19 protein-coding genes and 2 tRNA genes are annotated in these 12,859 nt (G+C 59.8%); 9 read left to right on the top strand and 12 right to left on the bottom strand.

Annotated elements, in window-relative coordinates; all coding sequences use genetic code 11:
- Positions 1-12 precede the first annotated feature (12 nt).
- The 5 genes from NE852_RS03300 to NE852_RS03280 all read left to right on the top strand — a co-directional run bounded on the left by NE852_RS03300 (position 13) and on the right by NE852_RS03280 (position 2,892).
- Positions 13-726, top strand: coding sequence for a hypothetical protein (locus NE852_RS03300; RefSeq protein WP_008524157.1), 714 nt, complete (start codon positions 13-15; stop codon positions 724-726).
- Positions 727-876: 150 nt separating this feature from the next.
- Positions 877-1,647, top strand: a complete 771-nt coding sequence (locus NE852_RS03295; protein ID WP_052034546.1) for a hypothetical protein — start codon at positions 877-879, stop codon at positions 1,645-1,647.
- A gap of 1 nt (position 1,648) precedes the next feature.
- Positions 1,649-2,041 (top strand): hypothetical protein, encoded by a 393-nt coding sequence (locus NE852_RS03290; RefSeq protein WP_008524159.1) that lies wholly within the window; start codon positions 1,649-1,651, stop codon positions 2,039-2,041.
- A 4-nt stretch (positions 2,042-2,045) separates the two neighbouring features.
- A complete protein-coding gene (locus tag NE852_RS03285; protein ID WP_008524160.1) occupies positions 2,046-2,555 on the top strand; it encodes a hypothetical protein in 510 nt (169 codons plus the stop codon).
- A complete protein-coding gene (locus NE852_RS03280) occupies positions 2,548-2,892 on the top strand; it encodes a hypothetical protein (protein ID WP_008524161.1) in 345 nt (114 codons plus the stop codon). The genes NE852_RS03285 and NE852_RS03280 overlap by 8 nt, the downstream gene beginning before the upstream one ends.
- A 402-nt stretch (positions 2,893-3,294) precedes the next feature.
- Here NE852_RS03280 and NE852_RS03275 read toward each other — a convergent pair whose 3' ends face one another.
- The 11 genes from NE852_RS03275 to NE852_RS03225 all read right to left on the bottom strand — a co-directional run bounded on the left by NE852_RS03275 (position 3,295) and on the right by NE852_RS03225 (position 9,769).
- Positions 3,295-3,600, bottom strand: coding sequence for a hypothetical protein (locus NE852_RS03275; protein WP_008524162.1), 306 nt, complete (start codon positions 3,598-3,600; stop codon positions 3,295-3,297).
- 227 nt (positions 3,601-3,827) lie between these two features.
- Positions 3,828-3,903 (bottom strand) — tRNA-Phe (locus tag NE852_RS03270).
- A 179-nt stretch (positions 3,904-4,082) separates the two neighbouring features.
- The gene (gene yacG, locus NE852_RS03265) at positions 4,083-4,295 is read right to left on the bottom strand and encodes a DNA gyrase inhibitor YacG (protein ID WP_008524163.1); all 213 of its coding nucleotides are present in this window, start codon (positions 4,293-4,295) and stop codon (positions 4,083-4,085) included.
- Between the two features lie 32 nt (positions 4,296-4,327).
- The gene (locus NE852_RS03260; protein ID WP_008524164.1) at positions 4,328-4,948 is read right to left on the bottom strand and encodes a Maf-like protein; all 621 of its coding nucleotides are present in this window, start codon (positions 4,946-4,948) and stop codon (positions 4,328-4,330) included.
- A gap of 55 nt (positions 4,949-5,003) precedes the next feature.
- Entirely contained in the window at positions 5,004-5,222 is a 219-nt protein-coding gene (gene infA / locus NE852_RS03255; protein ID WP_003545338.1) for a translation initiation factor IF-1, read from the bottom strand.
- A gap of 123 nt (positions 5,223-5,345) precedes the next feature.
- Entirely contained in the window at positions 5,346-5,822 is a 477-nt protein-coding gene (locus tag NE852_RS03250) for a low molecular weight phosphatase family protein (RefSeq protein WP_008524165.1), read from the bottom strand.
- 5 nt (positions 5,823-5,827) lie between these two features.
- Complete coding sequence (locus NE852_RS03245) at positions 5,828-6,301, bottom strand: UPF0262 family protein (RefSeq protein WP_008524166.1); 474 nt, start codon at positions 6,299-6,301, stop codon at positions 5,828-5,830.
- Positions 6,302-6,305: 4 nt separating this feature from the next.
- A complete protein-coding gene (hisD, locus tag NE852_RS03240) occupies positions 6,306-7,604 on the bottom strand; it encodes a histidinol dehydrogenase (protein ID WP_008524167.1) in 1,299 nt (432 codons plus the stop codon).
- 58 nt (positions 7,605-7,662) lie between these two features.
- Positions 7,663-8,094, bottom strand: coding sequence for a DUF2948 family protein (locus NE852_RS03235; RefSeq protein WP_008524168.1), 432 nt, complete (start codon positions 8,092-8,094; stop codon positions 7,663-7,665).
- A 95-nt stretch (positions 8,095-8,189) separates the two neighbouring features.
- Positions 8,190-9,482 carry a UDP-N-acetylglucosamine 1-carboxyvinyltransferase gene (gene murA, locus NE852_RS03230; protein WP_008524169.1) on the bottom strand — a complete coding sequence of 431 codons (1,293 nt, stop codon included), beginning with the start codon at positions 9,480-9,482 and terminating at the stop codon, positions 8,190-8,192.
- A 92-nt stretch (positions 9,483-9,574) separates the two neighbouring features.
- Positions 9,575-9,769 (bottom strand): hypothetical protein, encoded by a 195-nt coding sequence (locus tag NE852_RS03225; RefSeq protein WP_008524170.1) that lies wholly within the window; start codon positions 9,767-9,769, stop codon positions 9,575-9,577.
- Positions 9,770-9,924: 155 nt separating this feature from the next.
- Here NE852_RS03225 and NE852_RS03220 point away from each other — a divergent pair.
- The 3 genes from NE852_RS03220 to NE852_RS03210 all read left to right on the top strand — a co-directional run bounded on the left by NE852_RS03220 (position 9,925) and on the right by NE852_RS03210 (position 11,914).
- Positions 9,925-9,999: transfer RNA gene (locus NE852_RS03220), tRNA-Thr, on the top strand.
- A gap of 217 nt (positions 10,000-10,216) precedes the next feature.
- Positions 10,217-11,314 (top strand): acyltransferase, encoded by a 1,098-nt coding sequence (locus NE852_RS03215; protein ID WP_008524171.1) that lies wholly within the window; start codon positions 10,217-10,219, stop codon positions 11,312-11,314.
- A gap of 357 nt (positions 11,315-11,671) precedes the next feature.
- Entirely contained in the window at positions 11,672-11,914 is a 243-nt protein-coding gene (locus tag NE852_RS03210; RefSeq protein WP_008524172.1) for a DUF982 domain-containing protein, read from the top strand.
- 211 nt (positions 11,915-12,125) lie between these two features.
- Here NE852_RS03210 and NE852_RS03205 read toward each other — a convergent pair whose 3' ends face one another.
- Positions 12,126-12,392: a hypothetical protein gene (locus tag NE852_RS03205; RefSeq protein WP_008524173.1), complete on the bottom strand. Its 267-nt coding sequence runs from the start codon at positions 12,390-12,392 to the stop codon at positions 12,126-12,128.
- A gap of 169 nt (positions 12,393-12,561) precedes the next feature.
- On the opposite strand from NE852_RS03205, the gene NE852_RS03200 reads away from it, so the two are divergent.
- Positions 12,562-12,828 carry a hypothetical protein gene (locus tag NE852_RS03200; RefSeq protein ID WP_008524174.1) on the top strand — a complete coding sequence of 89 codons (267 nt, stop codon included), beginning with the start codon at positions 12,562-12,564 and terminating at the stop codon, positions 12,826-12,828.
- Positions 12,829-12,859 lie beyond the last annotated feature (31 nt).

Here is a 12,859-nt window from a genome sequence, read left to right as displayed (position 1 = left end):
CGGAGCCCGTGAATGTCGAACGAACTGGTAAGGTCCGAAAGCAGCTCCAGCCCGGTGGCAGACGCTGGCGTTTCTATGCCCATCGCGGAGGATCGTTTCCGCACCTATTCCCCGGCTCGTAAGGCCGAGATCGAGCGCATCCGCGATACCGACATCGATCGATATTTTGCGGAAGGCCTGGATCGAGAACTCCTCGCCATGATGCGGGAGGATACCGGTGAAGCCGGTCCTACCGATCCAATGGCGGTCGAGGTAAGTCGCAATCAAATGATGGAAACGCCAGAGGGCGCAAGGTTCGTGATGGATATGGAGCGCCTTGGCGGCTTCAAAACGCAACTACATCGGCTTCAGGGGGCCGTTGGTGGCATGGTGCGGGATCTGGGCGATGCGCGCGCCCAGCGAGTCTTTATGGAGCGCTTCGATCGTTCGTTTCCCGAACCTCTTCGCTACCAGATTTATAGCCAGCTGGTTATGGGACCGCCTTCCTTCGTCGTTCCAGTTACCGCCGACAAGGTGAAGGAATTTGCCGTGGGCGATCCTGGGCGCGAGTTGGTGCGGGAGTGGGGTTCCGATGCGCCGGAGACGATCGCCACGATCTGGAAGCGGGTCGACAATCTCAAGGCCGCCATTGGCGCGGCCGGTATGGAAGTCTTCAAGGATTGGTTCAACAGCCTGGAAATCCCGCACATGAAACGGGTTCTCCAGTTCATTGCGACGGGAAGGTAAGGGCTTATGGGAAGCGTCCAAGTTGATCGAATTGATGGCCTTTCCTCTGCTGCCGCCATCAAAGGGCCATGTCGAGTAGCGACGACGGCGAACATATCGCTATACGCACAGCAGACAATTGACGGGGTAGCAGTCGTCACTGGCGACCGCGTGCTTGTGAAGAATCAGACAGCGGCATCTGAAAACGGCATATGGGTCTGCGATACCGGGCCGTGGCGCCGGTCGAAGGACTTCTCAAGAACCAATGACGTCGTGAAGGGCACGCAGGTCGCCATCACGGATGGCACCGTCAGCGGCGGCTATATCTATTCCCTGATGACGGACAACCCGATCGTCGTCGGGGTGACGTCGATCGTGTTTGATGTCGCGACGAGCGTTGCGGCGGCAGCGGCTTTCGCACAGGAAGCATCTGACCAAGCCGACCGGGCAGAAGCAGCCGCCAATCTGGCGCTGAATAACTGGGGGCATATCGCCGGGGCCGGCAACGGGATCATCACCGATATCCCGCTTGCGGCAAACCCCGGCACTGTCGCCAACACCATCGTCAATTTCGACGGCATCCTGCAGATGAAGTCGACCTATGTGCTGGTTGACATCCTCGGCGTCACAAACATTCGCTTCATCTTCAACGGGCTTTCGGACTGCGCGATCTACGCGCCAAACGGCGAGCTATTCGCCAACGATAACCTCATCAATAGCTGCGCCATGCTTGGCGGCGCGGCACCTCTTGGCGGCTCGCTTATCCGCATCGGCCAAGGCATGTGCCACCTCATCGGGAATATCGGCCGACGTGCCCTGAACAGCCCAGGCATCGCTTACGTCACCGGCATTCAATGGGATGGCGCAACGCTGGCCACGCGCAAAGCGGCCGATAACGACTTCTTCTCATACAGCGGCGCCGCCGAGACAGGGACCAAATAACATGCCCGCATATCACTCTCTCTACGGCCGCAAGTTCGGCGTCGAGCCCTCGACCGGTGGCCTTGTCTCCGACGACGGCACCAAGACGGCGACTGCATCGGGAACCGGCGGCACCAGCACCGCGACTCTGAGCAAGACACAGGGCAAGGTCACTACTGCGGCGCTCACCACCGCAGCGGGCGCAACCCATGTCCTGACCCTGACCAATTCCAAGATCGCCGCCGGCGATACGGTTCTCGTCACCGTCGGCAAGGGTACGGCCACTACTGGCACGCCAAAGGTCGCCGACGTCACGCCTGGCGCCGGCTCTGTGGTCATTACCATCCAGAACATCCATCCTTCAGCGGCTTTCAATGGCACGTTGGTGATCGGCTATCTCATCGTGAAGGCATAGGGCTATGGCCGGAACCTATGAAATCTTTGCCGTAGGCCGATGCATGGGCGGCCTTGTTCCGGAGAGCACGACACTGCAGGCCGATGCGACAGCCGAAATTCTGCCGGGCAATATCGTTGCGGTCGTGCTCGATGCGCGCGGCCCATTTCAAGAGCTGCGCGGCATGCTTGACACGCACGGCTCCATCGGCGTGATCAAACTCTACCTCGGCAAAACCGAGACCGCTGCCGGCGAGGAGGTTTTCCTGCTCGGCCAATTGAACCCGCCGCTTGTGTTCGCGGTTCCGATGGCGAGCCTGCTGGCAATGCACCGCATCGTCGCCCGGGTCTGCGAAGAACCGCCGCCAGAAGATGAGACGGAAGAGGCAAAGGCGGTCCTCGCCGCCCAGCTCGACCTGATGTCGCCATTTCTCTGCGAATCCGAACCGGTGGCGCCCGTTGGACCGGACTGGCGCCCCGTCGATCTCGATGCCCTTATCCGAAGCACAGAACGACTGGAGCAAGTCGATGCATAAGCTTCCCACATTCCATTGCGGCGCTCTGGAGACGTTCTCAGGGCCAGCAATCGCCACTCTGAGCGACATCATCAACCTTCCGCTCAAGGCTCGAGATGCAGCCATGGAAGGCGAGGTCCCACAGACAGCCGGCGATCTGCTGAACCTCCTTTTGAACAACACGCCATACATCAACCTGGCCTATGTCCGGCCGGCGCTCGACATCCTATTCATCAGCTCACTGCGCAACTGGGCGAGCCCTGGCTACCTCCACCGGCAGCAAAGGGACAGGCTTAAGAAATATGGGCAGCGTTCGGTGCTACCCGTATATCGAGGGATAGAGAAGCTGCTGTCATGATCGCTTCCAGTCCTCCCACAGATGACAAGAATAGATGGGCTGGCGCCGACTAATCGATTTCTGTTATATGTTCTTTCGCGACCACGGATGAACTGGCGCGAAGGGATCGGCCGGCCTTACGAGGTTCGGCCTTTCTTTTGCCCATGAGGACACACACCGTGGCAGACCTTCGCGCGATCACCGAGCACCTGGCATCAAGCCGCTTCCGCTTCCTGACAGATCTCCAGATAGGCGGCCTTCGACGGCAGCACGGGGCATCTCGGGACGAGATCAGATCAGCCGCAATCATGGCAGACCGGCTCCGGAGACAGCGCCAATTAGAAGAAGGCAGGAATACCTTCACCGTTGCCCCTCAGATCAGCCTGGACGCGCCGATCGTTCTTCAGGCCCCGCCGAAGGGAACTAATCGCCGTCGGCACGCTCCTGGATTTTAGCCTTCGCCTCGCTGATCGCTTGTGCCGCGTTCCTCTTGGCTCGGACAATCGCAGCTGCAGAATTCAGGAATCCCTCTGACGCCGCGCGACTGATCTTCCTGTATTTCGAGCAGACGAATATCAACGCAAAAAGGACGACGATCCCGATAACGGCGAATTCGATCCGCTGCTGCAGCATCTCTTCATGATGCTTCTGCATCTGCATTGCGCTGGCAATGAATTCCTCGTCGCTTAGGCCGTTACCCTGAGGGTTCGGTATGAAATTGAATGCCACGGCGTTATCCCCCAGCCGAATTTCGACTGCAGATAGTAAGCAGGGCTTTGAGCTGGCGGCAAGAAGTCGCCGGAAGCATGTCGCATTTCATGTCGCGTGGATTTGCGGTTAGCCTTTTGTATCCACTGAAATTGCTAGGAAATCAGTTGCAACACGATGCGACATGAAAACCGAAGAAATCGGTTTAGGGCTATCGAACAACTACCTGAATTTGCTTGAGATTTTAATGGTGCCCAGGACCGGAATCGAACCAGTGACACGCGGATTTTCAATCCGCTGCTCTACCAACTGAGCTACCTGGGCTAACCTGCTTCGCGAAGGTGCTTTTAAGGAAAGTACCGCGGGGCCTTGGTTCGCCCCGGAAGCGAGCGGGGTTATAGCATCTTGTTCGCTCATGGCAAGCGTCAAATGACTCTTTTTTGACGGTCTCGCCAGTTTTACGGATTCATGAGGAAAAATAAGAGCTTCGCGGGCGGGACGCCCTAGTTTTCTTCGTCCGGAAAATCGGCCTTGGTCTCGTCGTCGGCAACGGGAATGGCGTAGGAACCGGTCAGCCAGCGGGAGAGATCGACCTCGCGGCAGCGATTGGAGCAGAAGGGGTAGTGTTCCCGGCTGGAGGGTTTGCCGCATTCGGGGCATGGGCGCGTCTTGCGCAGCGGCTCGACCTTGGCGGCTGCTTTCTTGTCTTCAGGCATATCGGTCCGTCCTATGGAATCGGCCGTCGAGCTCAGCCCTCGGCCCACCGGCTATGCACATCGAAGCCTTCGCCGGTCAGAAGGAGAATGGTTTCATAAAGCGGCAGGCCGACGACATTGGTGTAGGAACCCACCATCTTCTGCACGAAAGTGCCGGCGAGACCCTGGATGCCATAGGCGCCTGCCTTGCCGCGCCACTGGCCGGAGGCCAGGTAGTTCTCGATCTCGAAGCCGGAGAGCCGCTTGAAGCGCACTTTGGTCTCGACGATCTTCTGGCGAATCTTGCGATCCGGCGTCACCAGGCAAACGCCGGTGTAGACCAGATGGTTGCGTCCCGACAGGAGATGCAGCGAACTCAAGGCCTCATCGGCGAATTCCGCCTTGCCGAGAATGCGCCGGCCGACCGCCACCACGGTGTCGGCCGAGAGAATATAGCTGCCCTTCCAGGTGATATCGCCCTTGATCGCGGCAAGGGCGGCCTCGGCCTTCTCGGCAGAAAGCCGTCGGGCGAGCGAGCGCGGATGCTCCGACTTCTTCGGCGTCTCGTCGATATCCATCGGCATCAGGCGTGAAGGCTCGATGCCGGCCTGGTTGAGCAGGTCGACGCGACGGGGCGAGCCCGAGGCCAGAATGAGCTTGTATTTCAGCGCCATGAAACCTCGACCATCGGCAGACGGGAGAAAACCCCTTGCAGGACCTTAGGCAAGCTTACTTGAAACGGTAGGTGATGCGGCCCTTGGTCAGGTCATAGGGCGTCATTTCCACAAGCACCTTGTCGCCGGCGAGAACGCGGATGCGATTCTTGCGCATGCGGCCGGCGGTATGAGCGATGATCTCATGCTCGTTTTCAAGCTTCACGCGGAACGTCGCATTCGGCAGAAGTTCGGTGACGATTCCCGGGAATTCGAGGACTTCTTCTTTCGGCATATAGTGGTTTTCTTCCTGTGGGTTGAACAGGCAGCGCAGCGCGCGCCTTCAAAATTTGCGCGGAAACTACACAATCAAGGCGGGTTTGTGAACCTTGTTGATCAGGCTTTCCTTTATTTGTTTTCACGCCGATTGCGCGGCGATGCCTTTCCTTTTGAGTAGCCGGCTTTCGATGAGGCCAATCAGGTGATTGCGGACCTCGCGGTAGCTCTCCAGAATCTGCTCGCGCGTTCCGCTGACGACGGTCGGATCCATCGTCGGCCAATAGACGACATCGACCGCATTCGACCGGGTCAGCTCGAGTGCTGCATGGTGGGCCTGCGGCGAAAGCGTGATGATCAAGTCGAAATAATCATCCTCGAGATCGTCCAGCGTCTGCGGCTGGCGTCGCCCGAGGGAAAGTCCTATCTCCTCGAGCACGACATCCACGAAGGGATCGCGCTCGCCGGCGCGAACGCCGGCGGAGCGTATATAGGTATTGGCCGGCAGAATGCTACGGGCGATCGCTTCGGCCATCGGTGAGCGGATGGCATTCAGCCCACACATGAAGAGAATGGCTCCCGGCCTTTTTCCATCCTCGACATCGACGGCGAGCTCCATGGCCGTCACCCGCGCCAGTGGAGCACGCAGACCAGCGTAAAAAGGCGCCGGGCGGTGTCGAAATCGATCTCGATCTTACCGGCCAGCCGGTCTTTCAGCGTCTGCGAACCTTCATTGTGGATGCCGCGCCGGCCCATATCAATCGCCTCGATGCGGCTCGGCGTCGCCGAACGGATCGCTTCGTAATAGCTCTCGCAGATCATGAAATAGTCTTTCACGATCCGCCGGAAGGGCGTGAGCGACAGGATATGGGTGGCGACATCGCCCCCCTCCTCCGTGGTGATACCGAAAACCAGCTTCGAATCGACCAGCGAGATGCTCAGCCGGTAAGGTCCGCCGGCATGGCCGAGCGGCTCGAAGCTGTTTTCCTCGATCAGATCGAAGATGGCGACGGCGCGTTCGTGCTCGACATCGGGCGTCGAACGGCCGATCGTATCGTCGAGAACGACGTCGCAAAGCCGGAAATCGCCCTTCGCCATGCCCTCACCTTTCGAGGTTGAGGCGGATCGCGACCGATCGCGCATGGGCATCCAGGCCTTCGGAAACTGCGAGCGCGATCGCCGCCGGTCCGAGGCTGCGCAATTGCTGCGGGCCGAGGCGCAGGATCGAGGTGCGCTTCACGAAATCCAGGACGGAAAGGCCGGACGAGAAGCGCGCCGAGCGCGCCGTCGGCAGCACATGGTTCGAACCGCCGACATAATCGCCGATCACCTCGGGCGTATGGGCGCCGATGAAGATCGCGCCGGCATTGCGGATGCCGTCGAGCAGACGATCCGGATCGGCGACGGCAAGTTCGAGATGCTCGGCGGCGATGCGATTGGCGAGCGGAATGGCCTGTTTCAGATCGGAAACCAGGATGACTGCGCCGAAATCGCGCCAGCTTGCCGCCGCCGTCTCGGCGCGGTTCAGCGTCTTCAGCTGGCGTTCGACCGCCTGCTCCACCGCCTTGCCGAATGCAGCATCGTCGGTGATCAGGATCGCCTGGGCGCTGACATCGTGTTCGGCCTGCGCCAGAAGGTCGGCGGCGATCCAATCGGGATTGTTGTCCTTGTCCGCAATGACGAGCACCTCCGAGGGGCCGGCGATCATGTCGATGCCGACGGTGCCGAACACATGGCGCTTGGCGGCGGCGACATACGCATTGCCGGGGCCGGTGATCTTGGCGACAGGCGCGATCGTCTCGGTGCCATAGGCGAGAGCGGCGATCGCCTGGGCGCCGCCGACCCGATAGATCTCGGTGACGCCGACGAGCCTGGCGGCAGCGAGCACTGCCGGATTGACCGCGCCGCCGGTGGCGGGAACGGCGATGACGATGCGTTCGACGCCGGCGACCTTGGCCGGAACAGCATTCATCAACACAGAGCTCGGGTAACTCGCGGTGCCGCCCGGAACGTAGAGGCCGACTGCCTCGATCGCCGTCCAGCGCGAGCCGAGGCCGACGCCCATGGCGTCCTCGTAGATATCGTCCTTCGGCATTTGCCGGCGATGGTGGGACTCGATGCGGAGTGCCGCGAGCTTCAATGCGCCCAGCACTTCCGCAGGCACCGCCTCGACGGCGGCGTCGATCTCCTCAGGCGTGACGCGCATCGGCACGGTTGCGAAATCAATGCCGTCGAATTTCAGCGAATATTCGGCCAGCGCCGCATCGCCACGGGCTCTGACGTCATTGATGATGGCGCGAACGACCGAGTTCACGTCCTCGGAGACTTCGCGCTTCGTCGTCAGAAAGGCTGCGAAATGCTGCTCGAAACCTTCCGATGCCTGATCCAACCAGATTGCCAAGACCGATATTCCTTCTCAACTCGAAACCGCGACGTTCAACCTTCAGGCAGTAAGCGCGTCAGGGATGGCGAGGCTTTGATGTCGCCGCCCAGGCGCCGCCGATATCAGCCATCTGGATCTCGATGCACTCGACATCGAGCGCAATCGAGGCTGTGCCCGACAGCGACAGCTCGATCGTCCCCTCCGGCCCCTCGCCCTTCTTCTCGAAACGCACGGCCAGCAGCGACAGAACCTCGTCGCGCTTGCCGCGGTCGATACCGAGCGAGCGGACGGCAAGCACACGCTTGAAGACAAGGGCCGCACGGCGACGCTCGAAACCTCTGCGCTTGCGCGCGGCACTTTCCCAGACGAAACGATTGACGGCAAGGGCGAACTGAGCGTCGCGCGGCGACCAATCGATATCGCCGACCTTGAAGACGCTGTCCTGCATATGCGCCGAAATGATCGCAAGATCCTCGTCATCGAGTGCAACAAGCTTCAGATCGGTCATTTAATCTCATCCCAGCGGGCACCGCCGGATTGGCGGTGCGTCAGAGAAGGGAAATAAGATGCTGCGCGCAATTACGCAACCGGGATGAGCAGAGCTTACTCGCTGATGCGCTCGACGACCGCACCGCAACGGGTCAGCTTTTCCTCGAGCCGCTCGAAACCGCGGTCGAGGTGGTAAACGCGGGAGACCGTGGTTTCGCCCTCGGCCGCAAGGCCGGCGATGACGAGCGAAACGGAGGCGCGCAGATCGGTCGCCATGACGGGTGCGCCGCGCAGGCGCTCGACACCCTCGATCTTCGCCGTCTGGCCGGAGAGCGAGATCCTGGCGCCAAGGCGGGCCAGCTCCTGCACGTGCATGAAACGGTTTTCGAAGATGGTCTCGGTGACATGCGAAATGCCGGAAGAGCGGGTCATCAGCGCCATGAACTGCGCCTGCAGGTCAGTCGGGAAACCGGGGAAGGGATCGGTGACGATATCGACCGGCTTGATGCCGGCGCCATTGCGCCTGACGCGCATGCCGTTGTTGGTGGCGGAAATGTCGGCGCCGGCGCGGCGAAGTGTTTCCAATGCTGTGTCGAGCAGCGCCACATCGGTATTTTCGAGCACGACGTCGCCGCCGGCCATGGCGACCGCCATGGCGTAGGTGCCGGTCTCGATACGATCCGGCAGGACGCGGTGACGGGCGCCGGAGAGCGAGGTGACGCCTTCGATGGTGATGGTCGCCGTGCCGGCGCCGGTGATCTTGGCGCCCATGGCGTTCAGGCAGTTGGCGAGATCGACGACTTCGGGCTCGCGGGCGGCATTGCCGATAACAGTCGTGCCGCGGGCAAGGGTCGCGGCCATCATCAGCACGTGGGTCGCGCCGACGGACACCTTCGGGAAGGTGTAGCGTGCGCCGATCAGGCCGCCGTCAGGCGCCTTGGCATTGATGTAACCTGCATCAATTTCCATCGTCGCGCCGAGCGCGGTCAGGCCCTCGATGAAGAGATCGACCGGACGCGTGCCGATGGCGCAGCCGCCCGGCAGCGATACGCGGCAATGGCCCTCGCGCGCCAGAAGCGGGCCGATGACCCAGAAGGAGGCGCGCATCTTCGAGACCAGCTCATAAGAAGCAGTCGTATCGACGATGGTGCGGCAGGTGAAATGGATCGTGCGCGCATAGGAATCTTCCTGGCGTTCACGGCGGCCGTTGACGGCAACGTCGACGCCGTGATTGCCGAGGATGCGCATCAGGAGCTCGACATCAGCCAGATGCGGGACGTTTTCGAGCGTCAGCGTATCGCTGGTCAGAAGCGAGGCGATCATCAGCGGCAGTGCGGCATTCTTGGCGCCGGAAATCGGAATGATGCCATTCAGCTCATTACCGCCGACAATTCTGATACGATCCATGTGCGCTTACTTCCTGAAAGTTCTGCCTTGAAAGAAGGAGTGGAGTGTTTAGGGGAAATTTCGAGACGCTTCAATTCGTCCCGGACGGAACATTACGATTCGTCCATTTTTGCGGCGGGCAGCCCATTTGTCTCGTCGGCCTGGCCGGAACGGCGGGCGCGCACCTGCTGTTTGCGTCGCCCCAGATTTTCCCTGAGCTTTTCGGCGGCGCGCTCGCGGCGCAGTTTCGCCTGTGCCTCGATCGCCTCTTTGCGGCTCTTCTGGCCGGTTTCGGTCTTTTCGTTCATACGCCAGGATTAACCGAATTCGCGCCGATCCAAAAGTCCCTTGGCTCTCAATCCACGCGAAGTTGGAATTTGCGGCTTGCGCTTGTCGTCAAGCTGTGGCAATAGCCGCCCCGTTCCCGCAATTGAGCCGCCCCGCTCAGCGCGGATCTGGTCCTGCTGCCGTAGCTCAGTGGTAGAGCACACCCTTGGTAAGGGTGAGGTCGGTGGTTCAATCCCACTCGGCAGCACCAGTTTTCTCTAGGAAGCAATCTATTCCAGGAACGTTCCGCCACCCCAGCCACGGGAATGATCCGTTGGCTTCTCCGATCGTCCGTGAGAAGACGCCGCCCTGGGATCGTTCATCGGCGCAGGTTTCCCTGTCGCGGAAGTTGACCTGAGCCGCCCCCTAACTTACAACCCCCGATAGATAGTGATATTGAGACCTCATTCCAGCCGGGGAACAGATCTTTGCGCCACATCAAGGAATATGACGGCTTGCGAGGACTGATGGCCCTTTGGGTGCTTGTCGGACATTGGGCGGCGACGATCTATATTCAGTTTCCGTGGCCGGCAAACTTGGGAAATGCATACGCGGTAGATGTTTTCGTGATCCTGAGCGGATTTGCCATTGCAACGCTGGTCGAGCGGAAGCGAGAGACCTACGGAATTTATATCACTCGCCGAGTATTGCGGATATTTCCTGTCTATTGGTTCTATCTGGCTATCTCCATAGCCTTGGCGTGGGTCAGCGTCGACATGTGGACCAATGCCGCAGGCGGCGAGGCGACCTCCAATCGATTGCAGATCTCAATTGCCGCGCTTGACAATTTCTGGCCAAACGTCATCAGCCACGTCGTCGCCCTGCATGGCGCCGTCCCCAGAAACATGGTGCCGAATGGAGAGTATGCTTTTCTCGGGCAGGCATGGAGCATTTCGCTCGAATGGCAGTTTTATCTGATTGCGCCTTTGGTGATCGCCTTGGGCGTGCGCGCCGCAAGCAGTTTCAAAGCCGGCCTGGTCCTCGTTCTCGGGCTGTTTGTGCTTTCGTATATCAGCCCCCGGTTTCCGTATAGTTTCATCGGCCGATATTCCGCGTTCTTTGCCATCGGCATTGCGACATATTTCCTGGTGAATGTCGGCATCCCCTTCCTAACCCAGCGCAGGATCGTCATAGCGCCAATTGCGATGCTCATAGTCACGGCATTGATATTGCTTCAATTGCCGTCCGTACTGCCGGTTTCGATCTGGATCGTCGCTACCGCTTCCGTTCTGGTCCCAAGCCAGTTTGGCCTTTCCGCGATAGCCGGGCTCCTCAGATGGAAACCCGTTCAGGCTTTGGGGCAGATGTCCTATTCCGTTTACCTCTCGCACATGGCTGTGCTCGTCTTGGCAATGCTCGTTCTTGAAAAGGCCGGGATCACATCGACCTATCTTCATGCTGCCCTGTTGTTGATCATCACGTTGGCCGGCACCCTCATCATATCGATCGCCTCCTATAACTTCATCGAAGTCCCATTTCAGCGGCTGGGCCGAAATCTCGCGACGCGGCCCCAAGCAGCTGAATGAAATCCCGCTGATTTAGCTGCAGCAGAACCGTCGTCATCGCATTCATCTTTGAAATTGCAGTCATTCCAGATTGAAAGACCGGCGGCAGCGAACGCCCTGCAGCAATCACAGCGCGCCAATGAGTAGCGGACGACGACTCAGTCGGCTCTTGCATCGTGATCCCAAAATGCCGATCAGAGTGATGGTGGTCCGCTTTGCCCTTTTTTCGGAAATTGGCATTTCGCTCCATCAGCAATAATCGATTCACCATTGTTGACGGCAAAAATCACGCTAGAATGCCTATTATGGCGGGGACTCCCCCAATAACAGGGAGGTGCCGCACCCCGTGTTTCTGTCGACAATCTTGGAGGAGTATCGATGGCAACTGAACGATGGAACAGCCCTGTCACGGTCGGTTTCGAAGGCGCCGATGCGCGAACGGTCAATGGGCCGTTCGATGCGCTGAAATGCCTGGCAGATCTCTGGCCGAGTTCGCGCGGGCTTCGTTACATCAAGGCCCGCAGTACCTGCCGGGCAGCGCTCGACGGGCGCAAGAGCGTGGAAGAGGCGAGAGCCGAATTCCTGGCGGCGGCCGAAGAGGCGAAGCTGAGGCTGCATTAGTGCCTTCCTGCCGATAGCGCGTGCCGGAACGATACGATGCGTTGATTTTCACTTAACCCTGCAATGAATTCGTGCGGGGTTTTGGCGCAAGAGGCGTTGCGCCCGGTGGAACGGCATCAATAGAAGACGTCCAGCCATCATGATGATGGTCAGAGGCTCGTCACCTCTGCGGGAACGCAGGCGAGCCTCGTCCGAGCAAGCCCGGATATTTTCAGCAGGCTGACGCCTCCTCACTTTCCACCTCGATATAACCGACACCGATGATCGTACCATCAGCCGCTCGGATGAAGGACGGCAAATACTGGGGCTCTGCCGGCGTGCAGGCGGCGGTCCCGGTATATTCGTTGAGGGCGATCTGGTCCTTCGGCAAGGCCGAATAATCCGTGCCGGTCGTTTCCAGCGAGGCATAGGCGGCGCCGGCAAAGACGCCGCAACCCAATATCAGGGTCGTTGCCCGGAGGCGAAGAAGCCACTGCATGACGGTCTCCAGCGTTTCGATCCGGCATGTCAACACCCAGGCCGCACTTTGGTTCCCTTGCTCCGGCGCAGGAATGTGTGAGCGATATCGCCGAAGACCGAGGTCAACGCTCTTGGCGGAAGCCCCGGCAGTTTCCATATTTGGTAGCAGTCGAAAGAGGATAACGACGATGAAAGCGTTTCTGCCCGCCCTGTTTGCCGGAGCGTTGCTCGCCGCCTGCTCCTCGGCCGATACGCCGCCCTTAGAGCCCATTCCCGGCAGCATCACCTATGGCGGCCAGCCGCGCACGAAGCTCACCAAGTCGCCGATCGGCAGCGCCGTCCACCACCAATTCTACAACGAGACAGGCCAGCGTGTGGAGGAAACCTATATCCTTCAGCCGGATCGCAGCCTGAAACTGGTGCGGCGCGTGGTCGGTCCGGATTTTCCCAATTGAGGTTCTCGTATCGCTTGACAGCAGCAGCGAT

The organism is Rhizobium sp. Pop5 (genome assembly GCF_024721175.1).
Classification (GTDB): domain Bacteria; phylum Pseudomonadota; class Alphaproteobacteria; order Rhizobiales; family Rhizobiaceae; genus Rhizobium.
The sequence above is the reverse complement of the archived record's forward strand: the minus strand, read 5'-3'. Positions and strand labels throughout refer to the sequence as shown.